The following is a 25,097-nucleotide window of genomic DNA, read 5'->3' on the forward strand; positions in this document are numbered from 1 at the left end:
CACTAGCCACGGCATTCCGTAACCTGGGATCCGTGACCCAGATTCCGGACATTTCCCGATATAAAGAACATCGGCTTATCGAGGACGTCGACCTCGAAGGCCACGTCGTCCCCGGCCTGACCGGCCGTTTCTATGAGCGCAAGGCGGGCCGCCGGATCGCCACCGCCGGCGTCTACAGCTATCGCGATATCGAGCTCTTCATTTCCTGGGGGTACCGGGATGAGCCGCACTGCGCCTACACCGCTTACCGCACGATCCGTGGAGATTGGACAGTCCCGCACGAGGGCTGCCCGCGAATGCGGACCATGCCTGCCTCTGTCGTGCTCAACACCGGTGAGCGGGAGATTGTCTTACGGACCGCCCCGGTGCGCCGGCTAGCCGGGCTGGGCTACTAAGCACGTGGCAACGCCCGACCCGGGGCGGAGGCTTGCAACCGGGTCGGGCGGTTGGGGGCCGGGCTGCTGGTTACCCGGTGCTCCCCTTTATTGGGGATGGGTCTTTGGGTTGTCGTTACCGCCACCGGCCGCCCGCGGCGTAGCGCACACAGCCGGCAGCGGGTTTATCTATCTGACGGTGGACGTGACCCGGGCTGCTACCCGGGCTTCCCGCCGCACATAGATGAGGGAAGCCACTGTCACGCCTAGGCTGACAGCCAGCGCGAGAGTGTGCACGACAGGGTCGGCGATCGGAACGAAGGCGATAACCGCCGCCGGGATTTGGACGAGTGCGATAAGCGTCAGGAGCATGGCGGAACGCTTGCCGCGCGTCCAGGTGAAAGCTGTCCAGATTGGAGCCGTGACGACCGCGAGGGTCAGGACATCCAGGGCAGCGTGCAGGTACGGGTTGGACACCCGGTCGTGCGCATAGGCATAAGCGGGCGCCGAGATGGTCAGTAGGGTCAGGCTTGCGAGCAGGACGGTGACGGCACGGCGCATGACTTCCCTCCAGGGCTGGTAGAGCACTTTCTCCCTGGTCAAAAGCCTACGACCGTCCTTTTTGCAGCGTAACCCCCTGAAGCGTGAATGAGCGATCTGCCAGGTGGCATGCGGCAAGCTGCCTTTTTACAAGTTCTGGTCGGCAATTTCCTTCGCGCGGTCCCGGGCGGCTTCTAGCGCACCGAGCAGCGCAGCGCGTACCCCATGATTCTCCAGCTCGCGAATGGCGGAGATGGTCGTCCCCGCTGGCGAGGTGACCGCTTCCCGGAGTTTGACCGGGTGCTCGCCGGAATCGCGCAGCATGATGGCCGACCCGATCGCGGTCTGCACGATGAGGTCGTGCGCGACCTGGCGCGGCAGTCCTAAAAGGATGCCCGCGTCGGTCATCGCCTCCACGAGGTAGTAGAAATACGCCGGCCCAGAGCCAGAAAGCGCTGTCACCGCGTCCTGTTGCGACTCGGGCACCCGGATCGTGCGGCCGAGCGGTGAGAACATCTCCTCGGCCAGTTCCAGATGCTCGGCGGTCGCGTGCGGGCCCGCCGAAATCGCCGTCATGGCCTCATCGACGAGCGCGGGCGTATTGGTCATCACGCGGATGATCGGCGTGCCGCCGGCCAGATACTTCGTGAAGAAACTGGTCGGCAGGCCGGCGCACAGCGAGATGAGCAGCTTGCCTGCCGGGATGTGTGGCCCGAGGTCCGTCATCAGGGCGCCAGCGTCCTGTGGTTTGACCGCGATCGCGATGACGTCGGCCGCGGCGGCGGCGTCCGCATTGGACAGCACACGGATGCCATAGCGCTCTTGCAGCAGAACGGCCCGTTCCGGGCGCCGCGCTGTCGCGATGAGACGGTCCGCTGGCCAGCCAGCCTTGAGGAGGCCGGAAAGAAGGACCTCGCCTATCTTTCCGGCTCCGATTACCGCAATGGTGTGTGACATCAGTCGAAGAAGGCTTCCGCTTCACCGTAACGGTGCGCTGGCACCGTCTTGAGTTCCCTGGTGGCCTCGGCCAGCGGGACGCGTACGATCTCGGTGCCTTGCAGGGCAACCATTTTGCCCCAGTCACCATCGTTGGCGGCGTCGATCGCCTGCAGCCCGAATCGGGTCGCCAGGACGCGGTCGAACGCGGTCGGCGTGCCACCGCGCTGCACGTGACCGAGCACGACGCAACGCGCTTCCTTGCCGGTCTGCTTCTCGATCTGGTCGGCGAGCCAGTTGCCGATGCCACCCAGGCGCACGTGGCCGAACGCGTCGAGTTCACCCGTCAGCGTGATCATGTCGCCATCGGTCGGCATCGCGCCTTCGGAGATGACGATGATCGGCGAGTAGTCGATCTCGAACCGCTTCTGCACGTGCGCGACGACCTCACCGAGGTCGAACTTCTGCTCCGGGATCAGCACCACGTTGGCGCCACCGGCGATGCCGGCGTGCAGCGCGATCCAGCCCGCGTGACGGCCCATGACCTCGACGACCACGGCACGGTGGTGTGACTCGGCGGTGGTGTGCAGCCGGTCGATCGCCTCCATGGCGATATTGACCGCGGTGTCGAAGCCGAAGGTGAAGTCGGTGGCACCGAGGTCGTTGTCGATGGTCTTCGGCACACCGATGACGTTGACGCCGAGGGCGTCCAGCTTGGTCGCGACACCGAGGGTGTCCTCGCCACCGATGGCGATCAGGGCGTCGACGCCGCCAGCGGCCAGGTTTTCCTTGATCTTCTCAACGCCGTTCTCAATCTTGAACGGGTTGGTGCGCGAGGAGCGCAGGATCGTGCCGCCGCGCGGCAGAATGCCACGGACCTCTTTGATGCCAAGCGGCATCGTCTTGTTCTCTAGCGGGCCGCGCCAGCCGTCGCGAAAGCCCACGAATTCATGCCCGTAAGTCCCGACACCTTTGCGGACCACGGCGCGGATAACCGCGTTGAGACCGGGGCAGTCGCCGCCTCCAGTCAATACGCCGATACGCATGTTTCTTGTCCTCCCATGAGGGGATGGATAGCTGGTTCGGCGTCGTTGCCGTGCACGTCGGCACTATACCGAAACACCAGCGTTACGCAGCTTTCAGAACCCGCCAGCGCGCGAGATTGTGCCGCGCGTCGGCCAGGGCGTCATGCCTGGCGCTAGCCGCCGCGGGAAGCACCGGCTGCCCTTTGTCGTCCCACAGTTGGCGCAGTTCTTTGGTGAATCTTGGGACCACTCGCGGCAGCGCCGGCATCGCTCCCCATAACTGACATAACGCCACATGGTCGTAGGCGCCATACCAAGCCCAGAGCTCCATCGTTTCACCGGGACGCCCCCGCAGCGGCTCGGTGAGGAAATCCAGCAACTCGTCGCGGATCCTTAGACGCGAGCGCCAGGCCTTATTGGCCGGGGATGGCAGCTGGTTGAGGACGTTATCGCGTACCCAGGGAATGGCTTTCTTGGGATCGAATTCTGTGGATACCGCGTAGAACTCGCGGCCGTTTTCGTCCACAACGCCAATCGAGACCAGCTCTATCGTGGTCCCATCCTCGATAAATTCACAATCATAGAAGTATGGGTACGCCATCAGCCCTCACCTGGTTTATCTTGCGCGCATGACGTTCTCGATAGTCGCGCGTTCCGCTGACGGGTCCGCACACGGGGTCGCGGTGGCGAGCAAATTCCTGGCCGTGGGCGCCGCCGTCCCCGCCGCACAGGCCGCCACCGGTGCCCTGGCCACCCAGTCTTACGCCAATCTCGCCTATCGCCCACAGGGGCTGGCACTTCTGAGCACGGGAGTGTCCGCGGCGGACACCGTCGCGGGACTGACCGCGGCTGACCCCGGGCGAGCCCAGCGGCAGCTGGGCGTGGTCGGGGTCAGCGGCGACGGGGCGACGTACACGGGTACGAACTGCCACGGCTGGGCCGGCGGCCTCGCCGGGGACGGATTCGCCATCCAGGGCAACATCCTGACCGGCCCCGAGGTGGTGGAGGCGATGCGGGACGCCTGGCTGGCCTCTGAGCTGCCGTTCGCGCAACGCCTGCTCGCCGCCCTGACCGCGGGCGACGCGGCCGGTGGGGACAAACGTGGACGGCAAAGCGCGGCTCTGCTGGTCGTTGCCCCCGGCCAAGGTTACGGCGGCACTTCAGACGTGGTCGTTGACCTGCGCGTGGACGATCATCTTGACCCATGCAGCGAGATGGCCCGCCTGCTCGACATCCACGAGCTGCTTTTCGGCAAGCCAGATCCGTCTACTTTGCTCGACCTGTCCGGTGAGCTAGCTCTTGAAGTGCGCGCGCTGCTTAACGCCGAAGGCGACCTTGACGCCGCTCTGGCCGACTGGGCCGGTGTGGAGAACCTCGAGGAGCGGATGGTCCCCGGCAAGGTGGACCCGATCGTGCTCAAGCACCTGCGGCGCTCAGCCCAGTAGGGCTTCCCTAGCTTGGGCGAGTCCCTGCATGTCATCCACTGTGGACTCACTCGCGAGCCGGCGGGCGAAGTAGTCGGCCCGGGCGGCCCAGCGCAGCTGCAGCAGCGTGGGCAGGGCCGACTCGATCTCCGGCTTGGGCACGACTCCTGCCGAGCTGTAGGCGTCGAGCAGGTCGCCCGCCTGGGCGGTGCCGCCCGCGTACATGACCGCGGTGGCCAGGTCGTAGAGCAGCGGGCCGATGCACACGTGACCCCAGCCGACGACGCCAACGCGGCCCGTCTCGTGGTCGAGGAGGAACGCGGCTGGCCGTGGGTCGCCGTGCAGGCAGCCAAACGTGAGCCGGTCGAGGACGGTCAGCTTCTCGAACGCTTCGACCGCTCGGCGGACGGCTGGCCCGAGCCACGAATAGGCCGGGCGGTGGACCGCCTCGGCGCGCAGCGTCTGCCACGGCCCCAGGCCGGAATGGGTGAATGTGGACAGTGCGCGCTGACAGGCGGCGAGCCGGTCACCCCACCAGAGTTGGTCGACTGGGTCAAGCGGGTCGATGGGCTTTCCGTCCACGAAACGCAATAACACCAGGAGCGGCGGGCCTAACGTGGGCAAGCCCACAGACGGCAATTCCATCGTGTCAGCGGACTCGAGCCCATTCTGACCGCCCTGCGTCCTGATCTGTTGCGTGAGCGCCCCGTCTATGCAGCGCAGCGGGGGTCCAGCCGGGTAACCAGCGCGCTCCAGATGCTCCGAAGCGGACAGTCCAGCCTCAAGTTGTGGTCGCCGTGAGTAACTGACTACTTTCGCTACGTAGCGATTTTGCCCTTCAGTAACCAACCAGGCATGTGAGTCCACCTCTCCGGTCAACGGAGTGAGCCCATCTGGCTGAAGGTGCCATGACGTGCGAAGTACTGCCCGGATCGTATGGTCAGCCAGCACTCGCGGATTATGGCACGTGTTGCGCAACCTAGTAATCGGCATAAAGACTGTACCGGCTAGCTACGCCACGCCGGCTGACGCGGCCTTACGGCCGCAGACGTTGGATGCCGGTTTGGCTCCAGGGGGTAGACGGCACGGCATAGCCGGGTGATGATCTGACATGCCCGGGTGTGGGGCGCTGGCTGGGGAAACAGCCGGCGTGGCAAGAAGGGGATATGGGGTGGACACACGCAGCGGCGAGCCCGCGGACGCTTTGACCGGCGTCGAGATGTTTGCTGGGCTCGAGCCAGAGGTGCGGCAGCGCGTTATCGCGGCGGCCGTGCCGAGACAGTTCCGCAAAGGACAGTTGCTGTTCGTGGAAAACGACCCGGGCGAATCCCTCATCGTGCTCAAGCGCGGTTCGGTGGCGGTCTTCCGGACCTCGCCGACTGGCGAACGTGCCGTGCTCAGCGTGCTGCGCCCGCCGGAGGTGCTCGGCGAGGTGTCGCTTTTGGACGGATCGGCGCGCTCACTGTCGGCCGAAGCGCTCGAAGACTGTGCCGCCCTTGCCCTTTCGCGTGGCGCGTTTATGGAGCTGATTCACGCCAACCCACGCATTCTCGACGCTGTCATGCGCTCGCTTGGAGCGCTCATCCGCCGCCTGACGGAGCAGAACGCCGACCACGTGTTCCTTGACCTGCCTGGACGCGTTGCCAAGACGCTCGTCAGGCTCGCCGGTGAAAGCCAGGCTCCGATGATCACGATTGAGCTGAACCAGAGTCAGCTGGCCGAGATGGCCGGTGGCTCGCGGCAAAGCGTCAACCAGGCCATTGGCTCGTTCGCGAGCCGGGGCTGGCTGCGCACCGAGGGCCGGCGCATCGTCGTCATGGACGTGCCCGCCCTGCGCCGCAGAGCAGGAATGGCGGAGCGCTAACGCTCCGCCACCCCCCCGCTTACATGGCTTTGGCTGACGCCTAGGCGTTGCCGTCGTCATCAGGCTCGCTGGTCGGGCTCGTCCAGTCGTCCTTCTCGTTGTCCGGATCGCTCGTGGGGCTGGTCCAGGTGGGGTCAGCCTCGGGATCGCTGGTCGGGCTGGTCCAGGTTGGCGTTGGATCGGTCATGTTCATCACCACTCCTTGCTCTTCTAATTCCGCGAGGGTCACCGCATCGATGTCCACAAGCTCACCCGCGCCATGAGGCACCCCGAAAGGGTCAGTCCAGGCGAGCGCCAGCCGCACCAACATCGCAAGGGCCTCCACGCGTTCATTAGCGATCAGTGCGACGAAACTTTAGCCGCGCGGCCGTTTTTTGAAAGGGCCTTGTCGGTTTGGCTACACCTGTAGCTGGGTGACCGCTGGTGGGAGATACTGAACGTCCCGCAAGACCTGGTGGAGATGTGAACAGCACAACCTGTGGTAACTGCTCCCGCGTGGCCGGCCCTGAGGACAGATTCTGCGCCGGCTGCGGGGCTGGACTTACCCGAAACTGCTTCCAATGTGGACGGTCGCTGCCCACCGACGCCTCTTTCTGCACCTCTTGCGGAGCCCCGGTCACCGTCACCACGGCCACCAAAATCGAGGACCGCCGCCGGATCACCGTGCTGTTCATCGATATGGCCGGCTTCACCAAAATCTCCGAGTGGGCCGACCCTGAGCAGATCCGCAATTTCCAGCAGGAATACTTCGCGACGGTCCGCGAGGTCATGCGGCAATACGGTGGCGTGGTCGAGAAATACATCGGTGACGCGGTCATGGCCGTGTTCGGTGCTCCTATCGCGACAGAGGATGACCCGCTGCGTGCGGTGCGCGCCGGGCTGGAAGCCCAGCGGGTGCTTAGCCGCGGCAAGCTCGGCGATTCGGCCGCTTTCCGGGTTGGCATCGCCAGCGGTGAAGCGGTAGTTGAGCTGTCTGCGATGCGCGAAGGTGGCCAGGGCATGGTGTCCGGTGACGTCGTCGCGACCGCGTCGCGGATGCAGACCGCCGCACCGGAAGGCGGCGTGCTCGTCTGCGACATCACGATGGAAGCGACGAAGCACGAGATCGAATACGCCGAACAACCTCTGCTGACCTTGCGCGGGCGCAGCACGCCGCGGCGGCTTTTTCTTGCCCTGTCAGCGAAACTGCACCGCCGCGACCGCGACGAGTCCACCCCGATGGTCAACCGCGAGCAGGAGCGCGGGCTGCTCATCACCGCTTTGCACCGGATGATCCGCGACCGCAGCCCGCAGCTGGTCACCATCTTCGGCCCGGCCGGCATCGGCAAGAGCCGCATTCTGCGCGAGCTGGCCCGGCACGCGGCCACCATCCCCGGCACGAAGGTGAACTGGCGCACCGGCCATTGCCCGCCATTTGGCGAAAACGTCACCTACGCGGCCCTGGCCGAAATCGTCAAGAGCCAGCTCGGCATGCTCGACACCGACGACGAGGCGACCACTCGCTCGCGTTTGGACAGTGCGCTGCGCAACATCGCCACCGCTCAGGAAGCGGCCCGTCTCGCCGACGCCCTTGGCCCCCTGATCGGTCTGCCCTCAGCCGGTTTGAACCCCGACGAGACCGAGTCGGCGTGGCGCCGGTTCCTGCTCGCGATGGCGGCCGCTGAGCCAACAGTGCTCGTGTTCGAGGACATGCACTGGGCCGATGACAAGATGCTGCGCCTGGTCGAGATGCTGAGCAGTCTTGGCTCCGGAGTGCCGTTGCTCATTGTGGCCACGGCCCGGCCAGAATTGCGTGAGCGCCGTCCAGATTGGGCAAACGCGGTCACCGGTGCGGTGTCGCTGTCCCTGGGGCCGATGCACGACGAGCACATCGCGACCATGTGCGGCTTGATGTTTGGCCAGGCCGTGTTCCCAGACGAGAGCGTCGCTCCGCTCGTCGAGCTAGCCGGGGGCAACCCGCTCTACGCCCACGAATTCGTGCGGATGCTGGTCGAGCGCGGTGAGCTGCGCCCGATCGGCGAATACTGGACGCTCAGTGATCCCAACCGTGCGCCGATGCCGCAGACCGTGCAGGCCGTTATCGCCAACCGCCTCGATCTGCTCGACCACATGGACCGGTCGGTACTGCAAGCGGCCGCCGTGGTGGGCACGTCGTTTTGGCCCGGGGCGGTAGCGGCGGCACTGAACAACAGCATCGACGTGGTGACCAGATCGCTGGAACGCTTGCAGCAGCGCGATTTGGTGCAAGCGCGCGGGACGTCGGCGATGGCGGGCCAGACGGAGTACGGGTTCCGGCACATCCTCGTGCGTGACGTTTGCTACCAACGGCTTCCGCGTCGCGAGCGGGTCAGCCGCCACGAACGCGCGGCGGACTGGATCGAGCAGGTCGTGGGCAACCGCGACACCGACCTCGCCGAAGTGCTGGCTAACCACCGGTGGGCCGCGCATGAGATCGCCCGCACGCTCGGCATGGAAACGGCGCCCTATGCCGCGGCCGCGCGCAGTGCTCTGCAACGTGCGGCCCGGCGCGCCTATCGCCTCAACGCCCTCGACGCGGCCTCGACGGCGATCGGCCGGGCACTGGGCCTGCAACTGGGTGAGGACCCGGCTCTGGAACTGCTGGCGGCCGAGTTCGCGTTGTTCCGCGACGGTGACGCGTTCCTCAACAACGGTGGGCTGGAAAAACTCAACCGCCTCGCCAAGGACCTCGTGCAGGCCAAGGACGAAAGCGGCGCTGCCCGTGCGCTGACCCTCCTCGGCTCGGCGGCCTGGGCCCGCGCTGACCGTAACGCCGCACTGTCCTATCTGGACGAAGCTGTCAACCGGTACGAGTCGTTGCCCGAGAATCTCGACCAGGCCGAAGCGCTGCTTGAGCTGGCCCGTGTGCACATGACGAACTTCGAGACCACACCGGCCATCGCGGCGGCCGAAGCGGCGGCTGACATCGCCGACCGGCTCGCCCTCGCCGAGGTCAGCGGCAACGCCCGCATCACGTCTGCCACCGCGCGCTGCTTCGCCGGGGACCCCGACGGTCCCGCCGAACTGGCCGCCGTTACCGCACACGCCCGCTCGCACGGGCTGGTTTGCCAGCGCCGCGCGATGCAGAACCTCGCCTGGGCGACCCTCGAAGAAGGTGACCTGACCGGGCACGACCGCATCCTCGCCGAACGCGACCGCATCACCAACCGCGGGCTGACCCTGTCGTCCTATCAGGACGCGGTCAACGCCTTCTTCGCCGGTGACTGGCAAGCCCAGATCGACGAGATGGAACGCACGATGCGGTTGCCCAGCAACGAATGGGACCCTAACGCGGTGCTGACCACCGCCTGGATTCGCGAGATCCGGGGCGAAGAGGCAGCCGACGCCGCGGTCGAAAGCATCCTGCACAACGCGCGGCAGAGCGGCTTTCACCGGCCGCTGCGTAGCGCCACCGCGCACGCCGCACTCCTGCGGGCACTGCAAAACCGCAACGACGACGCATTGGCACTTTTGTCCGAATTGGACGATGACTGGCGTAAAGCGATCGCGCTTCCGTTCGGCGAATGGGTCGCCGCCGCTGGACATGCCGCTCACCTGCTCGGCGAGCCGGGCAGAGCGAAGTTCGCCGCGATGATGCAGCTGTCTCCCCGGCGCACGCCCTGGGTCGACGCGGCGGTCGCCACGGTCCAGGGCGACCATCGCCTCGCCGCCGCCATCTATCAGCGGATCGGCGACACCACCGACCAGATGCTGTCACTGGCCTGGGGAGCGCGGGCCGGGCAACTGTCCGCTTCGGACGAAGCCGAGTTGCGCGACTTCGCCGAGCGCAACAAGGCGAAACTGCTCGCGCCGGTCACCGTTAAGCGGGGGCGGCGGCCAGCTTGAGCTTCTGCGCGTAGACATCAACGTATTCGCGCCCGGACAGTTCCATCAGCTCATACATGATCTCGTCGGTGATCGCGCGCTCCACCATGCGATCCCCCGCTTTGCCCGCGTAACGCGAGAATTGCATCGGCGCGCCGAACCGGATTTTGACCCGCATCAGCTTCGGCACCAGTTTGCCTGTCGGCTGAATGACATCTGTGTTCAGCATCGCCACCGGGATCACCGGTGCGCCGCTTTCCAGAGCCAACCTGGCGACACCCGTCTTGCCACGGTAAAGCCGGCCGTCAGGCGACCTGGTGCCCTCGGGATAGATGCCCGCGATCTCGCCGGAACGCAGCACACGCAGCTGCGTGTCCAGGGCGGCACGCGCGGCGTCGCCACCCGTGCGGTCGACAGGGATGCAGCCCGTCGCCGTGAAGAACATCTTCGTCAGCCAGCCTTTCAGGCCAGTACCCGTGAAATATTCGGCCTTGGCGACGAAAGTCACCCGGCGCTTAACCACGAGCGGCATGAAAATCGAGTCCGAAAAGGACAGATGGTTTCCGGCCAGAATGGCCGGCCCGGAGGCGGGGACGTTTTTCAGCCCGTCGACCTGCGGACGGAAGATCAGCCGCAGAATCGGGCCTAGGACGATGTACTTCAAAAGCCAGTAGAACACGTATGACCCACCGGTGCTCGAAGGATAGGGATCGGTTGGCATGAGCCTACTGCCGCGAACGGCGATTCTCGTGTCAGACTGGACCGGTGCCGAGCCACGACAGCCACGACCAGCAGCCGGCCGACTCGCCCCAGTCCGGTCCGGATCACATCGACGCCGAGTTCGCGAAGATAGTCGCGGGCTTCGATGCTGCACCCCAATGGCCGGCCGCCGAAGGTGAAGTGACCCCGGCGGAACCGACGGAACCCAAGGCCAAAGGGCCTGTGTGGCCCGCATCAGGACCCGTTCTCAACCAGCCGTCCTTGCTCGACGGCCTCGACACCTTCGGCGCGCACCTGCCCGATGACGCGCCTGAGAAGTTCGTGCCGCCGACTCCCCCGCCGTGGCCGAAGATCCCGTTTGCCGCCATTCTCGCCGTCGTCTCCATCATTTTCGGCTTCGTGCTCTTTTTCGATCGCGAGCTGCTTCCCGTCTCCAGTGGCGTCGGCATGCTGCTCGGTGTCATCGGCGTGCTCGGCGGCGCGGCCGCATTGATCATGCGACTGCGCCCGGGCGGCGACGATGACGAGCCCATGGACGACGGGGCTGTCGTCTAGTTCGCCTTATCCAGCCAGTCGAGGATCGCGTCGATCGGCTCACGCCACCGCGCGTCCAGCATCAGGTCATGCCCCATGCCCGGAAACAGCAGCGGCGCACCGCCATAGCGGCGGGCCACCCGGCGCACCGCGTTGTCAGCGACGATCCGGTCATCCGGGCTGCCGACCACGAGGATCGGCGGGTCACCGACCGGATCTTCCGGATCGCGCCCCCACAGCAGCTGCCGTTGCGCCTTGCCCGACGCCCGGCCCATCCGCCGCGCGTAGGCACGTGCCGTGTTCTGCGGCACCTCGCGGCTAAACAGCTGCCCGGCCGGCAACCGCAGGCCAGCCCCAAAAAGAGCCGGAAGACAGAGGAACGGGTTGCGCAGGGCCGTGCCTATCCCACCGAAGACCGGGGCCAGCAATACACAAGCCTTCGCCGGGTACCGGGAAAGCGCGTGCGCCGTCGCGAGCGCCCCCGCGCCGTGGCCAACGATCACCGCCCTGCTCGGCAGACTCGCCGCGACTTGGGCCACGTCGTGGGCATAGGCGCGCATGTCGGCCTTGGGCGCCGGGGCGCTATTGCCATGCCCGCGCAGGCTCATGGCGTAGGCGGGGAAACCACGATCAGCCGTGTGCTCCAGCCAGTGCTCGGTGAAAACCCAAGCGCCGTGGCCGAATCCGGGCACGAACAGCACCGGCGGCTTTCCCGTGTCGACCTCTGGCGTGGCCTTGACGACCTCACGTTTGGCGGGCGGGACCGGGAACGCCCATTCCTTCGTCCTGACAACAGAAACGGTCATGGGCGTGCCTCCTGGATCAGACGCTCAAGAGCCTTCAGATAGGTCAGGTGACTGATCTCGAACCAGTGCCGCGACGAGTCCTTCACCTTGGCGTCGGTCCAGCTCTTGTCCACTTCGGACTCCAGCTTGCGGTAAAGCGAGGCCGCCTTGCCGGGCGCGGAGTCACGCAACTTCAGCAGGCGCGCGAACGCGACGGTTTGCCAGTGCACCAGCGGGAACAGTCCGCTATCGGGCTGAAGCAGACCCGCGACGGCCAGCGTCGGAAACCGTTTCGGGAACGCGTGCAGGGCCAGGCGGGGTCTGCCGTTAGCGTCCACCGCGAGCAGGTTGGGGTCGAGGAACTCGAACACCGGCTGATAACCGGTCGCCATCACGACGAGGTCGGGCTCGATCTCCTGCCCGTCTTTGAGCTCAACACTGTTGCGGTGGAACAGTTTCACGTCTGGCACCGGGGTGATGTCACCGTGCCCGAGGTAGTAGACGAGCTGACTATTCGCGATCGGGTGCGTCTCGTAGAGCTTGTGATCCGGCGCGGGCAGGCCAAAGCGGGTGAGGTCACCGACGGTGGACTTCATGGTCTTCTGCCCGATGAACTGCCTGAGTTTGAGGGGCAGCTTCAAGTGCAGCATGAGGTCGTTGACCTGATCGGCTGGACGGCCCAGGGCGAACTTCGGGGCGTACCAGTAGCCGCGCCTTGAGCTGTGCCAGCACTTCGCGGCCTGCTGAGCCGCCTCTACCGCGATGTCGCAGCCGGTGTTGCCGGCGCCGATCACGAGCACCTTGCGGTTGCGCAACTGGGCGGCGTCCTTGTAGGCGCTGGCGTGGATCACCTCGCCCTTGAACGTGTCTAGGCCTTCGAATTCGGGCAGCTTCGGCGACCAGTTGTGGCCGTTAGCCACGATCACCGCGTCGTAACGGTGTGTGCGCTCCGTGCCGTAACCGCCCGTGCTGCGAGTGGTGACGTCCCAGCGGTCGTTCTCAGCCGGCTCGACCCGGACCACTTCACTGCCGAACCAGATGTGCGGCCGCAGGCCAAAGTGGTCAGCGTAGTGATCCAGATAGGCCAGTACCTGCGTGTGCTTGGGGTAGTCGGGCCAGTCATCCGGCATCGGAAAGTCGGGGAACTGCGTGAACGGCTTCGACGAGATCAGGTGGGTGCTCGCGTAGACCGGGCTGCGATCGTGCCGCCAGTTCCACGCGCCACCGACGCCGGTTTCCCTTTCGTAGCAGTCGACGCCGAACCCTTCCTCGCGAAGGTTCTTCATCGCCGTCAGGCCGGACGGCCCTGCCCCGATGACACAAACCGTGCCTTCGCGGTCATAGACCGGAGACCCGTTCCGCCACGCCGTCGCTGGTCCACTGTCGCCGCCCGCATAGCTCACCCGGGCATCTTTAGCTATCCCGTCACTAATTGTCTAGTGCTGATAACGTCAGCACGTGGCTGTCCCCTTGCGGATCGTCTCCTACAACGTGCATTCGCTGCGCGATGATCTGGACGCGCTAGCGTCGGTCGTGCGCTCGCTTTCCCCGGACGTGATCGTCGTCCAGGAAGCGCCCCGCCGCTGGCGATGGCGGTCCAAATGCGCGGCCCTGGCCCACTCCTTCGGCATGTATGTCGCCGTGGGCGGCCTGCCCAGCCTGGGCAATTTGATCGTCACTTCGCTGCGTGTGCGGGTGCTCGAGTCGTGGTGCCTGCAATATCCGCTCACCAAAGGACGGCACATGCGAGGCGCCGCGTTCGCCCGTTGTGAAGTCCCGGGCGCGGCACCTTTTGTCGTCGCCGGCTCGCATCTGTCCACTGACGACACCGAACGCCCCACCCAGGCCGCTCTGCTTACACCCGCGCTACTTTCCTGCTCAGCGCCGACCGTCCTCGCGATCGACTTGAACGAAACCCCCGGCGGACCGTCCTACCGCATCCTCACCGCGATCGGCACCGACCTAGGCGCCACGTCGCCCGAGCCGACCTTCCCCGCCGCTGGCCCCGACCGCCGCATCGACTTCCTGTTCGCCCACCCGTCCCTGTCGCTGCAGTCGTTCCGTGTCCACACCGCCGAACCAACAGTTGCCGCGAGCGACCACTTCCCGATCGTCGCCGACCTCCTCCTCCCTTCCGCCTAACCGCCCGTGCTCGGCCGAACCACTTTCCTGCTCGGCCGCCTCTCCCGCAGCTGCCCCATCTGATCCGCATCCACCGCGCCTCATCTCGCCTCGCTCCACGCCGCTCCGTGCCGCGCCGCTCCGTGCCGCGCCGCTCCGTGCCGCGCCGATCGGTGATCGGTGATCCACATCCCTTGAGACGTGATCAAAAGGCCGTTTGATCACGTCTCAAGGGATGTGGATCTCACATACGGATGTGGATCATCGGGAAGAGGCCTGGAGTCGGGCATAAGAGCGACAAGCGAGGGCGAAGGGCGGGCTACGGGAACCGCGGCGGGAAGGGCGAAGGGGCGGCGACCGACGGCGAAACCCGAGGCGGGGTTTGGGATGCGCGGACCTGGAGGCCTAAAGGCGGTGCTTCGCACTGTCCTATCGTGCGGCGCCGAAGCTGCTTCGCAGCCGTCACCGGGAGGGACGGTCGCGACCACGGCGGACATCGGAAATGGTTGAAAAGGGCCTCACTCAAAAGCGCGAGGCCCTGGAAGCTAACGGATGCGGGCGAGGTCCGCGGCGCCGATGAGGCCGGCTTCGTTGCCCATTTCCGCTGGGCGGACTTCGGCTGCCGGGAGCTTGCCGCGGTTGGTGAGCGCGTCGTTGTAAGCAGCGCGAAGCGGCTTCATCAGGAGGTCGCCGGTCTCGACCACGCCGCCGCCGATGACGACGACCTGGGGGTCGAGGAGCTGGACGATGTCGGCGACGCCCTGGGCGAGCCAGTAGGCGACCTGCTCGAAGGCGTCAACGGCCACGGCGTCGCCGGCCAGGGCGGCGGAGGTGACCATCGGGCCGGTGAGTTCGTCCACTCCGGACAGTGAAGACGGGTTGGCCATGGCGCCTTCGCGGGCGAAACGCACGAGCGCGTTGCCGGAGGCGTATTGCTCAAGGCACCCCAGACGGCCGCAGCCGCACAGGTGGCCCTCGGGCACGGCGAGCATATGGCCACTTTCGGCGGCCATGCCGTGTGCGCCGCGCAGCAACTGTCCGCCTAGGACGATCCCGCCGCCGATGCCGGTGCCGACCGTGAACATGACCATCGAGTCGTCGGCGTCTTCGGCTGCGCCGTAACGGAATTCGGCCCAGGCCGCCGCGTTCGCGTCGTTTTCGACCACGACCGGAACGGATAGAGCCTGCTGAACGTAAGCCTGCAGCGGCTCATTGCGCCAAGCGAGGTTGGGGGCGAACAGAACGGTCGAGCGAGCCGCGTCGATCCAGCCAGCGGCACCGATGCCGACGGCTTCCACCTCGTGCTTGGCGGCGAGTTCCTGGACCACTTCGACGATGACGTCACGGGTCGCCGCGACGTCCTGTGCCGGGGTCGAGCGCCGGGCAGTTTCCAGCACCTTGCCACTGGGGTCCACTACCCCGCCGAGCACCTTGGTGCCACCGATGTCCACGCCAATGGTGAGCGACACGGTCTTCACCCTAACTTTCTGTCTTCTTACGCACGGCCTTCTTGACTACCTTTTTCGGCGGAGGCTTCGTTGCTTCCTCCCACGCCTTGGACTCGGGCTCCTTGGATTCCGGGGCAGCCGGGCCGTTAACGTTCCGCAAGAAGCTAGCAAGCCCGGCGGCCAGATCTCCGGCGCCGGTCGCGATGCGTTCGACAGTTTGCGGGTCAGGATCGCGGACCGCCGCGATCACTTTGCAGAGCGGGCAGACGCAGCATTCGGCACTGCCCGTAGAAATCTGCGGGTACGCGTTCGCGGTGAGCGTGGCCGCGGCTAGCACCGCGGCGACCAGGCGTTCCGCCTCTTCCCTGGCCGTGCCAGGTTCGCTGAACATTAAGCTTCGACCCGCTTCTTGAGCTCCTTGAGCGCTGTGTCGAGGATGGCCTTCTCGGCCTTCTTCTTGAACATGCCGAGCATTCCGATCGACAGGTCGATCGTCAGCGAATAGGTGACCGTGCAGGTGCCGTCGCCGTTGTCGACGATGTCGTAGGCGCCGGTCTGGGCCTTTTGCATCTTCGACGGCGCGACGAGATGCCACTCGATACGCGAGATGTCCTCGGCGTAGTCGTAGTGCAGCGTGTATTCGTCCTGCACCACTCCAGCGTCGATGACGAAGCGCACGGTAGCTGGATAACCGTCTTCGTATTCCTCGAGAACTTCGGCGACTTTGATCGCCTGAGTCCAGCTCGGATAGGACGGGTAATCGCAGATGACCTCGGCTATTTGGGCCGGGGTGGCGCTGATGACAATCGACTGGGACGAGGATTCCGCCATGTCCAGCAGGCTACCGCAGGGCATGCGGGTAACTTTTCCCTGTGGAGTTCACAACGCCCCCAGCCGTCGTGATTGGCGATCACCAGCGGCTCACCGACCCCGTGTGGTCTAACGCTATTTCTCATGGCGACTTGGTCCAGTTTGCCCCGGATATCACCTGCGTGGCGTTTCGCGACCAGGTGGCCGCCTTGGCGGGTGGGCTGATCGCCGCGGGCATCCAGCCTGGCGACCGTGTCGCCCTCATGAGCAAGACCCGCTACGAGTGGACGCTCGCGGACTACGCGATCTTGGCGATTGGTGCCATCACGGTCCCGATCTTCGAGACGTCCAGCGCCGAGCAGGTCTCCTGGATCCTTGAAGACTCCGGGGCGGTGGCCTGCTTCGCGGAGCGCCCAGCGCAGATCCCCGGTGAGCTTCAGGTGTGGGCGATGGATGATCTTCCGTTCGGGGAGCCCATCACCGAGCCCTATCAAGGCAGCGCGGATGACACCGCGACGATCATCTACACGAGTGGCACGACAGGCCGCCCCAAGGGCTGCGTCCTGACCCACCGCAACATGCTCTCCGACATCAGCAACGCGATGCCGGCCCTGCACCAGCTCTTCGCTGAGGGATCGTCCACGGTGCTGTTCCTGCCGCTGGCGCACTCGTTTGCCCGGCTGCTGCAGATCGGTGCCGTGCAGGGGCGGGTCAACACGATGTACACCGCCGACATCAAGGACCTCGTCGCCGACCTCGGCCGGTTTAAGCCCACTTTCCTGCTCAGCGTGCCGCGCGTGTTCGAGAAGGTCTACAACGGCGCCAAGCAGAAGGCACACGCCGGTGGCAAGGGCGCGATCTTCGACCGGGCCGAGAAGGTCGCGATCGAGTACAGCCAGGCACAAGACAAGCCGGGAGGCCCCGGGCTCGCACTTCGCTTGCAGCACATGGTGTTTGACCGTCTCGTCTACAGCAAGCTGCGTGCCGCGCTCGGTGGCCGGTGTGAGCGTGCGATCAGCGGCGGCGCTCCGATGGGCGCGCGGCTCGGGCACTTCTTCCGTGGCATCGGGCTCATCGTGCTTGAGGGTTATGGGCTGACCGAGACCTCGCCCGCGATCACGTTCAACCGCGAAGGGGCGCAGAAGATCGGCAGCGTGGGCCAGCCCCTGCCCGGCGTGACGGTCCGCATCGCCGACGATGGCGAGATCCTGGCGAAGGGCGAAATCGTGTTCCAGGGCTACTGGAACAATCCTGCGGCCACCGCCGAAGTGATCGACGAGGACGGCTGGTTCCACACCGGAGACATCGGCTCGCTGGACGCCCAGGGCTTCCTCACCATCACCGGCCGCAAGAAGGAACTCATTGTGACGGCGGGCGGCAAGAACGTCGCTCCGGCGGTGCTTGAGGACCGGGTGCGGGCACACCCTCTCGTCAGTCAGTGCATGGTCGTCGGTGATCGCCAGCCGTTCATCGCCGCCCTCATCACGATCGATCCAGAAGCTATAGCCGACAGGGCCATCTCCGATATCACCCGCGACGAGCAATTGCGTGCTGAAATTCAGGTAGCGGTGGACGAAGCCAACAAGGCAGTGTCCAAAGCGGAGGCAATCAAGGTCTTCCGCATCCTGCCCCGTGATTTCACCGAAGCCACCGGCGAGCTGACCCCCTCACTGAAGGTCAAGCGCGCTGTCGTTATGAAGGAGTACGCCAACGAAATCGAAGCTATCTACCGGAGCTGATTTCGTGTTTAGCCGCCCCGGGCCAGCCAGCATTAGCGCGCATACGATCGGGATCACGCTGCGCGCCGCTCTGCTCGCCCTCCTAACGGGACTGATCTGGTTCGCCACGCGCGACCCGGCCCAGCTTTGGCTCGTCGCCGCCTTGGCGGTGGCGGCCATCCCGGCCGTACTCGCGCCACAGAACCGGTTCGCCGCGCCCATTGGCCGCACCGCCGAGATGCTGCTCGTTGGCCTGGGAGCGAGCATGGTCGCCGCCTCGGCAGACGCGGCAGGCATCGTGACCAATGGCGTTGGCGCCGCGGCGGTGTTGCCCTACTTGGCGGTGCCGCTGACGTCGGCGACGTTTCAGGGACGGTCGCTGGAATCGGCCGGTCTGCTCACCATCGCCGCGGCGACCCTTGCCGTCGCGGGCTGGCTCACGCCGGTACCAGGTGGCGGGACGCAACTGCAGCAGATCGGTTACCTCGCTGTCAGTGCGCAATGGGTGACCCTGGCCGCGATCGGCACCATCACCGCGGGCGCGATGCAGCGGGCCGTTTTGGCCAGGCGAGCGCCACAGCCCTATGCCGAGGCGACACGTCTGCTCACACAGCTGCGGCAAGTGGCCCGTCAGCTGCCTGGAGCCACGTTGGACCCGGGCAGCATCGCCGACCACCTCCTCGAAGAACTGCGCTCCATCGGCCGGGCTGACCGGGCTGCCGTGTTCGCGGCTTCCGGGGGCGGGCGGCTCGAAGTGCTTGCCCAGTTTGGGGTGGACGGTGACGCGTCGGTTCGCCCGTCTTGGGAAACGCACCTGGACGCCGACTCGGCCATCGCCGACGCGTGGGCCAGTCAGCAGCCGCAGATCTCCTCCCGCACCCAGTTGCGTTCCGTGGCACCCACCGACCCGGTGTCCGCCCTGGTGGTGCCCTTGATCGCCGGGGTGCGAACGGTCGGGCTGGTCGTCTTGGAACGTGACGGTGTCGGGGGCTATCCGCCGAGCCTGACGTACAAAATCATCGCCTCAGCGGCTCCTGCGGCGCTCAGGCTGGAGGCGGCGCTGCTCTTCGACGAGGTGCGGTCGCTGGCCACCAACGAGGAACGTCAGCGGCTCGCCCGCGAAATCCACGACGGTGTCGCCCAGGAACTAGCGATGATCGGTTACGGCATCGACAACGCTCAAGCCGGCTTGCCCGAAGGGGCGACGCAAACGGCTGAAGAGCTACGTGAGCTGCGTGCCGAGGTGACGCGCGTGATCACCGAGTTGCGGTTGAGCCTGTTCGAGCTGCGCACCGAGGTTGACCGCCACGGTGGGCTCACGGCGGCTATCGCCGAGTTCGCCCGGATCTCTGGAAACCAGGCGGGGCTCAAGGTTCACCTCAGCCTTGACGAAGCGGGACGCCTTCCCGCATCGATGGAGTCCGAGTTGCTCAGAATCGCCCAAGAAGCCATAACTAATGCCAGACGGCACGCTTTTGCGGCGAATCTTTGGGTAACGTGCACCGTTGATCCACCGTTCGCATTGATCGAAGTGTCTGATGATGGTCAGGGGCTGCCAGACCAGCGTAGCCAGGGACGCTACGGTCTTGCGATCATGGCAGAGAGGGCGGAACGTATCCGTGGTCGGCTTGAGATCACGCCAAGAGACCCAAGCGGCACTACCGTCAGTGTTGTTGTTGGCGGCACCGCGAGGTGAGGCTGGGCCGCTAGATGAAGAAAGCCGGCCAACCAGCTAACGTGTATCACCCACGTGTTGAATCCGGGCGTGGGCGTTCCAGATAGGGAGTAAGCGGGCAATGACTACCAATGCCGTGCCAGCGGGGCGCACTCGGGTCCTGCTCGTTGATGATCACGACCTGATTCGCAAGGGCCTGCGTCACGCCTTTGAACGCGATCGTCAGTTCGAGGTCGTTGGCGAGGCCGGCACGGCGGCCGAGGCCGTGCGCCAGGCCGGGGCACTTCACCCCGACGTCGTCATCATGGACCTCCGCCTGCCCGACGGCAGCGGTCTGGAAGCCACCCGCACCCTGCGCAAGTCCAGCGCCACCATGGGCATCGTCGTCCTCACCATGTACGCGGGCGACGACCAGCTCTTCGGCGCTCTTGAGGCTGGCGCTAGCGCGTTCGTGCCCAAGACGGCACCGGCCGACGAGGTCGTGGCGGCCGCCCGCCACGCGGCCAGCGCCCCGAGTGCGTTCACCGCCGCGGATCTCGCCGAGGCGATGAAGCGCCGGCTCACGCCAAGCGGCCCACAGCTTTCCCCGCGCGAGAGCCAGGTGCTCAAGCTGCTCGCCGAGGGCATGAGCGTTTCCGGGATCGCCAAGCAGCTGTTCGTCAGCGAGTCGACGGCCAAGACGCATATCTCCAAGCTTTACGAAAAGCTTGGTGCGGCTAACCGGGCACAGGCGCTGATGACAGCCCTGCGACTCGGCCTGCTCCAGGCTCCCGACGCGCCGAACCTGAGCTGATCATGGGTAAGCACTCCTCCGCTGCCCCGCTGTTGCCCGATGGCGAGCCGGACTGGCTCGCCTACGCCCGCAGCGGGGACAACCCGCTCGCCATGGCGAAGCTGCCCAGTGGCTATGTCGTCTTTGGAGACACGCAGTTTCTCCCGGGCTATTGCGTGCTGCTGTCCGATGTGGACGATGCCGACCACCTGACCGACCTTCCGCTCACGCAACAGCAGCAGTTCCTGGCGGACATGGCTTTGGTCGGGCAGGCGATCTACAGCGCTTGCAGCGGCTACGATCCGGCGTTTCGCCGGGTGAACTATGAGATCCTCGGCAACCTTTACGAGCACCTGCACGCGCACGTGACGCCGCGCTACAGCTGGGAACCAGCCGAGTTCCGGCTGGGCCCGGTCGCGCGGTATCCGCTGGAGGACCGTAAAGCGGAGGAGTTCGACACGATCAAATCGCCGCGGGCAGAGGAATATGACGCGTTGCGCGAGGCGATCACCAACGAGATCAACCGGTTGTGCGCACTCTCCTTGTAACCAATGACTTTCCGCCTCGGCCCGGCGGAATCCAGCGCTACGTTCACGACCTCGCCATCCGCCAGCCGGATGGCGAGCTGGTCGTTTACAGCTCTGATTGGCGTGACTCCAAGACGTTTGACGCCGAGCAGCCGTTCCCGGTGATCCGCGAGAACACGAAGGTCCTGCTGCCGACACCGCGTATTACCAAGCGCGCCAAGGAAATCGCCAAAGTCGAAGGCTGTGACCGGGTGTGGTTCGGCGCCGCCGCACCGCTCGGTCTCATGGCACGCAAGCTAAACGTCAGGGCGGTCGGCCTCACTCACGGACACGAGGTCGGCTGGGCGGCGCTTCCGCTGGCGCGCACCGCTCTCAAGCGGATCGCCGATGGCTGCGATGTGCTCACCTATCTCACCGAATATCAGCGCACCCGTCTTGCCCCGGTGACCGAAGGCCGGTGTTCGCTGGAGCGCCTGACGCCTGGCGTTGACTCCACGACCTATCACCCTGGCGTGGACGGGGGCGAGGTCCGCAGAAAATACGGGCTCGAAGACCGTCCCGTGATCGTGTGCGTGTCCCGCCTCGTGCCGCGTAAAGGGCAGGACATGCTCATTGAAGCCCTCCCCCTGGTACGCAAGCGTGTGCCCGATGCCGCCCTCCTGCTCGTGAGCGGTGGCCCGCATCGCGCCACGTTGCAGCGCATGGCCCGTGAGCACGCCGTGGCCGACCATGTGGTGCTGACCGGTTCGGTCCCGTGGGCTGAGCTGCCCGCGCACTACGCGGCCGGTGATGTCTTCGCGATGCCCTGTCGTACACGCAACGGCGGGCTCGATGTCGAAGGCCTCGGCATTGTCTACCTGGAGGCCAGCGCGATGGGGTTGCCAGTCGTCGCCGGGGATTCAGGCGGCGCACCGGATGCCGTGCTCGAGGGCAAGACCGGGTTCGTCGTTGATGGACGGTCGAAGGAAGCCGTCGCGGACCGTCTCGTCACCCTCCTCACCGATCAGGAGCTGGCCCGCCAGATGGGCGCCGCCGGTCGTGAGTGGACGGTGAACGAGTGGTCGTGGGACTCCCGCGCGGCGACCCTGCGCGCGATGCTCAACGGCTAAACGCCCGGGCGGCCGCGATCCGCTCCACCGTCGTCGGATGACTTCCCCGCCACGCCTGCTCCCATGCGGGAGGGTCGGGGTCGGCTAGATTGACGAAGGCCAGCCGCTTCTGCATGGCTTCGAACGTCGCCGGATCCTGTGTCAACCGCAGCGCGTGCTCGTCAGCGCGGGCCTCGATACGCCGGGACACGAACGCTTGCAACGGTCCGCTGAACAGGCCGATGACCGTGGCGACGGCGAGCAGAAGCCCGATCGCTTGCGGCGCGGCGATCGAGTCCACGCCAGCCATACGCAGCAACCACGACCACGAGCCGAGTAGGTACAGCCCCACCACGAGCAAAGCCGCGCCCAGCGCGCCGATCACGGTGCCCACGACCACATCCTTGTCGGCGGCGTGCCCAAGTTCATGTGCCACAACGCTTTCGACCTCGGCCGCAGGCGCCTCACGCAGCAGGGTGTCGTAAACGACGATCCGCCGCGTCGGCCCGATTCCGCTCACGTAAGCGTTTAGCGCTGTCGTGCGGCGGGACGCGTCAGCCACGAGCACGTCCTTGACGGGGACGCCATCGCGTTCGGCGAGCCGCATCAGCGACGTGCGCAACGGGCTGTCTTGCATCGGCGTGAACTTGTTGAACACCGGCTCGACGAGCACCGGGAAGATGAAGCTCAGCAGCACGACGAGACCGGCCGCGCCAGCCGCGCCCCAGGCCCACCACCAGTTTGGGGCCAGCTTCGTCAGGCCAAAGAAACCCAGCAACGCCACGGTCGTGAAGACGAGGCCGACCGCGTACCCCTTAAGGACATCAACCCACCACCCGCCCCAATCCTGAGTGGACAGTCCATAGCGGACCATGACCGTGTGCCGCCAGGCCGCGAACGGCAGCGCCAGCAGCTCGCCGATCAGCATGATGAGCAGGCCACCGCCGAGCACCTTGGCGGGCCAAGGGCCAGGCACTAGATTGACGATCTTCGCACCCAGGGGCGTCAAACCCAACCCCAAAGCCAAGATCAAACCCAAGACCAGCTGGGGGTACGCGATGAGCCTGCCCTCTCCCCGAAGTGCCTTGGCCTGGCTGACGCGGTCAGCGGGCAGCTCGGCCAGTGCCGCGAGCTGGTCAGCCCGCGGGGCAGGTGGCCGGTGCCACGGCACGAGGATCCAGGCGGCGACGGCCAGCCCGGCGAGCAAAACGAGGAAGGTGAGCACGGCCCAGCCACGCACGGTCATCCCATGAGGGTATTCCCTGAACTGTCCCTGAAAGCGGCCGACTTAAGGTGGACGATCATCGTGAGCTGGCGCGACGGTGGATCGCGTGACTCAGCCAGTTGTCAAACGCAGCCCTTGGAAGAAAATTCTCATCGTTGCCCTCGTCCTTCTCCTGATCTGTTGTGGCGGCGCGGTGGCGTTCGTGACGTGGTTGCTGACCGGCAACAAGATCGACACGTTCGGCAAAGTGGATTTCGCCAACCAGCTCGCGATCCCGGCGCTGGCTCCTTCGCAGGTGGACGCGCAGGGGCGCCGTATCTTCAACCTCACGGCACAGGCCGGCCAGCACACGTTTGGTTCCGGGCGCGGTGGCAATGGCACGACGTGGGGATTCAACGGCGACTACCTCGGCCCCACGTTGCGGGCTAAGGCGGGCGAGCAGGTTGTCGTGAACGTGCACAACAAGCTCGACGAGACGACGACCGTGCACTGGCACGGCATGCACTTGCCCGCGGCGATGGATGGCGGGCCGCACCAGCTGGTTTCGGCCGGCAAGACGTGGTCTCCGACCTGGAAGATCGCGCAACCGGCGTCGACACTGTGGTATCACCCGCATCTGCACGGCGAGACCGCCGATCACGTGTACAAAGGCCTGGCGGGAATGTTCATTTTGGACGGTGACACGCCCAAGGGTTTGCCGGAAACCTATGGCGTGGACGACATTCCGCTGATCGTGCAAGACAAGGCGTTTGAGAGCAACGGAAAGCTCGACGACCGCAACCCGTTCCTTTCCGGTGTCGGCATTCTCGGCGACGAGATCGTCGTCAACGGCACGCACTCCCCCTTCCTCGATGTAACCGCGGAACGGGTCCGGCTGCGGGTGCTCAACGCGTCAAACGCCCGCGTGTTCAACTTCGGGTTCGACGACGACCGGCGCTTCGACGTCATCGGCACCGATGGTGGCCTGCTGGAAAAGCCCGTGTCGATGGACCGGCTGCAGCTGTCGGCGGGCGAGCGGGCCGAGATCGTGGTCTCGATGAAGCCCGGTGAGCGGATCGTCCTGCGCAGCTACGACCCCGATCTGGGATCGCTGTTCGACGACCTCAAGGGCGGTGCTGACCAGTTCGACGTGCTGCAGTTGCGGGCCGCGGCGTCGCTCAAGCCCTCCGCTGCCCTGCCCGCGACGCTCACCACGATCGACCGTCTCAGCAACCCCGCTGTCACGCGCAAGTTCTCGTTGTCGGGGCACAGCATCAACGGCAAGCAGATGCAGATGAACCGCATCGACTTCGCGCCAACGGTGAACACGACCGAGGCGTGGGAAGTCTTCAACAACGACGGCGACCTGCACAGCTTCCACGTGCACGACGTGCAGTTCCAGATCCTGGCCGTGAACGGGGCACCACCACCGCCACACCTGATGGGGTGGAAGGACACCGTGCTCGTGGCGTCGGACATGTCGTACAAGCTGATCATGAGGTTCACCGATCACGCCGACCCGAACGTGCCGTACATGTACCACTGTCACGTGCTCTACCACGAAGACGCCGGGATGATGGGGCAGTTCGTGGTCGTCCAACCAGGACAGTCCCCCGGCACACCGCCCTCGCACGAGGACCACTCGGCACACGCGGGGCACCACTAATGCCCTGCCGCCGGCCGTGATGC

At 65.8% G+C, this 25,097-nt stretch carries 25 protein-coding genes; 12 read left to right on the plus strand and 13 right to left on the minus strand.

The features are described 5' to 3' along the window. Positions 1-32 precede the first annotated feature (32 nt). Positions 33-395, plus strand: coding sequence for a hypothetical protein (locus tag A3E1_RS0113415; protein ID WP_020521287.1), 363 nt, complete (start codon positions 33-35; stop codon positions 393-395). 168 nt (positions 396-563) lie between these two features. Here the strand turns inward: A3E1_RS0113415 and A3E1_RS0113420 are convergent, their stop codons facing one another. From A3E1_RS0113420 to A3E1_RS0113435, 4 genes are all read right to left on the minus strand, one after another. Beyond that, the gene (locus A3E1_RS0113420; RefSeq protein WP_245571161.1) at positions 564-977 is read right to left on the minus strand and encodes a hypothetical protein; all 414 of its coding nucleotides are present in this window, start codon (positions 975-977) and stop codon (positions 564-566) included. 84 nt (positions 978-1,061) lie between these two features. Further along, positions 1,062-1,871: a pyrroline-5-carboxylate reductase gene (gene proC, locus A3E1_RS0113425; RefSeq protein WP_020521289.1), complete on the minus strand. Its 810-nt coding sequence runs from the start codon at positions 1,869-1,871 to the stop codon at positions 1,062-1,064. Further along, positions 1,871-2,896 carry a 6-phosphofructokinase gene (locus A3E1_RS0113430; protein WP_020521290.1) on the minus strand — a complete coding sequence of 342 codons (1,026 nt, stop codon included), beginning with the start codon at positions 2,894-2,896 and terminating at the stop codon, positions 1,871-1,873. The genes proC and A3E1_RS0113430 overlap by 1 nt, the downstream gene beginning before the upstream one ends. Positions 2,897-2,978: 82 nt before the next feature. Then, on the minus strand, positions 2,979-3,476 hold the full coding sequence (locus A3E1_RS0113435; protein ID WP_020521291.1) for a polyadenylate-specific 3'-exoribonuclease AS: 498 nt from the start codon (positions 3,474-3,476) through the stop codon (positions 2,979-2,981). Between the two features lie 28 nt (positions 3,477-3,504). Between A3E1_RS0113435 and A3E1_RS0113440 the strand changes: the two genes are divergently transcribed. Next, a complete protein-coding gene (locus tag A3E1_RS0113440) occupies positions 3,505-4,320 on the plus strand; it encodes a DUF1028 domain-containing protein (RefSeq protein WP_020521292.1) in 816 nt (271 codons plus the stop codon). Here the strand turns inward: A3E1_RS0113440 and A3E1_RS45645 are convergent. Continuing rightward, entirely contained in the window at positions 4,309-5,292 is a 984-nt protein-coding gene (locus A3E1_RS45645; protein WP_026208394.1) for a phosphotransferase enzyme family protein, read from the minus strand. The genes A3E1_RS0113440 and A3E1_RS45645 overlap by 12 nt on opposite strands. Before the next feature lie 226 nt (positions 5,293-5,518). Between A3E1_RS45645 and A3E1_RS0113450 the strand changes: the two genes are divergently transcribed. Further along, positions 5,519-6,163, plus strand: a complete 645-nt coding sequence (locus A3E1_RS0113450) for a Crp/Fnr family transcriptional regulator (RefSeq protein WP_407637362.1) — start codon at positions 5,519-5,521, stop codon at positions 6,161-6,163. A 40-nt stretch (positions 6,164-6,203) separates the two neighbouring features. Here the strand turns inward: A3E1_RS0113450 and A3E1_RS40130 are convergent, their stop codons facing one another. After that, the gene (locus tag A3E1_RS40130) at positions 6,204-6,473 is read right to left on the minus strand and encodes a hypothetical protein (RefSeq protein WP_020521295.1); all 270 of its coding nucleotides are present in this window, start codon (positions 6,471-6,473) and stop codon (positions 6,204-6,206) included. 152 nt (positions 6,474-6,625) lie between these two features. Here A3E1_RS40130 and A3E1_RS40135 point away from each other — a divergent pair, with 152 nt between their 5' ends. Beyond that, positions 6,626-10,027, plus strand: coding sequence for an adenylate/guanylate cyclase domain-containing protein (locus A3E1_RS40135; RefSeq protein WP_157631491.1), 3,402 nt, complete (start codon positions 6,626-6,628; stop codon positions 10,025-10,027). On the opposite strand, the gene A3E1_RS0113465 is transcribed toward A3E1_RS40135, so the two are convergent. After that, positions 10,002-10,685: a lysophospholipid acyltransferase family protein gene (locus A3E1_RS0113465; protein WP_026208395.1), complete on the minus strand. Its 684-nt coding sequence runs from the start codon at positions 10,683-10,685 to the stop codon at positions 10,002-10,004. The two genes, A3E1_RS40135 and A3E1_RS0113465, sit on opposite strands and share 26 nt — an antisense overlap. An 86-nt stretch (positions 10,686-10,771) precedes the next feature. On the opposite strand from A3E1_RS0113465, the gene A3E1_RS40140 reads away from it, so the two are divergent. After that, a complete protein-coding gene (locus tag A3E1_RS40140; protein ID WP_020521298.1) occupies positions 10,772-11,281 on the plus strand; it encodes a hypothetical protein in 510 nt (169 codons plus the stop codon). Here the strand turns inward: A3E1_RS40140 and A3E1_RS0113475 are convergent. Together A3E1_RS0113475 and A3E1_RS0113480 are read right to left on the minus strand one after the other, a co-directional pair. Beyond that, complete coding sequence (locus A3E1_RS0113475; protein ID WP_020521299.1) at positions 11,278-12,066, minus strand: alpha/beta hydrolase; 789 nt, start codon at positions 12,064-12,066, stop codon at positions 11,278-11,280. The genes A3E1_RS40140 and A3E1_RS0113475 overlap by 4 nt on opposite strands. Continuing rightward, a complete protein-coding gene (locus A3E1_RS0113480; protein WP_020521300.1) occupies positions 12,063-13,448 on the minus strand; it encodes a flavin-containing monooxygenase in 1,386 nt (461 codons plus the stop codon). The genes A3E1_RS0113475 and A3E1_RS0113480 overlap by 4 nt, the downstream gene beginning before the upstream one ends. Before the next feature lie 55 nt (positions 13,449-13,503). Between A3E1_RS0113480 and A3E1_RS0113485 the strand changes: the two genes are divergently transcribed. Beyond that, complete coding sequence (locus A3E1_RS0113485; RefSeq protein WP_020521301.1) at positions 13,504-14,187, plus strand: endonuclease/exonuclease/phosphatase family protein; 684 nt, start codon at positions 13,504-13,506, stop codon at positions 14,185-14,187. A gap of 524 nt (positions 14,188-14,711) precedes the next feature. On the opposite strand, the gene A3E1_RS0113490 is transcribed toward A3E1_RS0113485, so the two are convergent. Genes A3E1_RS0113490 through A3E1_RS0113500 form a run of 3 tightly spaced genes read right to left on the minus strand, consistent with a single transcriptional unit; the run spans position 14,712 to position 16,445 of the window. After that, a complete protein-coding gene (locus A3E1_RS0113490; protein WP_026208396.1) occupies positions 14,712-15,635 on the minus strand; it encodes an ROK family glucokinase in 924 nt (307 codons plus the stop codon). Between the two features lie 10 nt (positions 15,636-15,645). Further along, on the minus strand, positions 15,646-16,005 hold the full coding sequence (locus A3E1_RS40145; protein ID WP_020521303.1) for a hypothetical protein: 360 nt from the start codon (positions 16,003-16,005) through the stop codon (positions 15,646-15,648). Beyond that, positions 16,005-16,445: an SRPBCC family protein gene (locus A3E1_RS0113500; RefSeq protein WP_026208397.1), complete on the minus strand. Its 441-nt coding sequence runs from the start codon at positions 16,443-16,445 to the stop codon at positions 16,005-16,007. Before A3E1_RS0113500 ends, A3E1_RS40145 begins: the two co-directional genes overlap by 1 nt. Before the next feature lie 41 nt (positions 16,446-16,486). Between A3E1_RS0113500 and A3E1_RS0113505 the strand changes: the two genes are divergently transcribed. The 5 genes from A3E1_RS0113505 (at position 16,487) to A3E1_RS0113525 (ending at position 22,225) form a co-directional block, all read left to right on the plus strand. Further along, a complete protein-coding gene (locus A3E1_RS0113505; RefSeq protein WP_020521305.1) occupies positions 16,487-18,163 on the plus strand; it encodes an AMP-dependent synthetase/ligase in 1,677 nt (558 codons plus the stop codon). A 31-nt stretch (positions 18,164-18,194) separates the two neighbouring features. After that, positions 18,195-19,838: a sensor histidine kinase gene (locus tag A3E1_RS0113510; protein ID WP_051105017.1), complete on the plus strand. Its 1,644-nt coding sequence runs from the start codon at positions 18,195-18,197 to the stop codon at positions 19,836-19,838. A gap of 100 nt (positions 19,839-19,938) precedes the next feature. Then, on the plus strand, positions 19,939-20,610 hold the full coding sequence (locus A3E1_RS0113515) for a response regulator transcription factor (protein WP_020521307.1): 672 nt from the start codon (positions 19,939-19,941) through the stop codon (positions 20,608-20,610). Between the two features lie 2 nt (positions 20,611-20,612). Further along, complete coding sequence (locus A3E1_RS0113520; RefSeq protein ID WP_020521308.1) at positions 20,613-21,137, plus strand: hypothetical protein; 525 nt, start codon at positions 20,613-20,615, stop codon at positions 21,135-21,137. After that, entirely contained in the window at positions 21,119-22,225 is a 1,107-nt protein-coding gene (locus tag A3E1_RS0113525) for a glycosyltransferase family 4 protein (protein WP_020521309.1), read from the plus strand. Before A3E1_RS0113520 ends, A3E1_RS0113525 begins: the two co-directional genes overlap by 19 nt. On the opposite strand, the gene A3E1_RS0113530 is transcribed toward A3E1_RS0113525, so the two are convergent. Beyond that, the gene (locus tag A3E1_RS0113530; RefSeq protein ID WP_020521310.1) at positions 22,215-23,450 is read right to left on the minus strand and encodes a M48 family metallopeptidase; all 1,236 of its coding nucleotides are present in this window, start codon (positions 23,448-23,450) and stop codon (positions 22,215-22,217) included. The genes A3E1_RS0113525 and A3E1_RS0113530 overlap by 11 nt on opposite strands. An 85-nt stretch (positions 23,451-23,535) precedes the next feature. On the opposite strand from A3E1_RS0113530, the gene A3E1_RS0113535 reads away from it, so the two are divergent. After that, positions 23,536-25,074, plus strand: coding sequence for a multicopper oxidase family protein (locus A3E1_RS0113535; RefSeq protein WP_020521311.1), 1,539 nt, complete (start codon positions 23,536-23,538; stop codon positions 25,072-25,074). Positions 25,075-25,097: the final 23 nt, after the last annotated feature.

This window comes from Catelliglobosispora koreensis DSM 44566 (assembly GCF_000379685.1).
Classification (GTDB): Bacteria; Actinomycetota; Actinomycetes; order Mycobacteriales; family Micromonosporaceae; genus Catelliglobosispora; species Catelliglobosispora koreensis.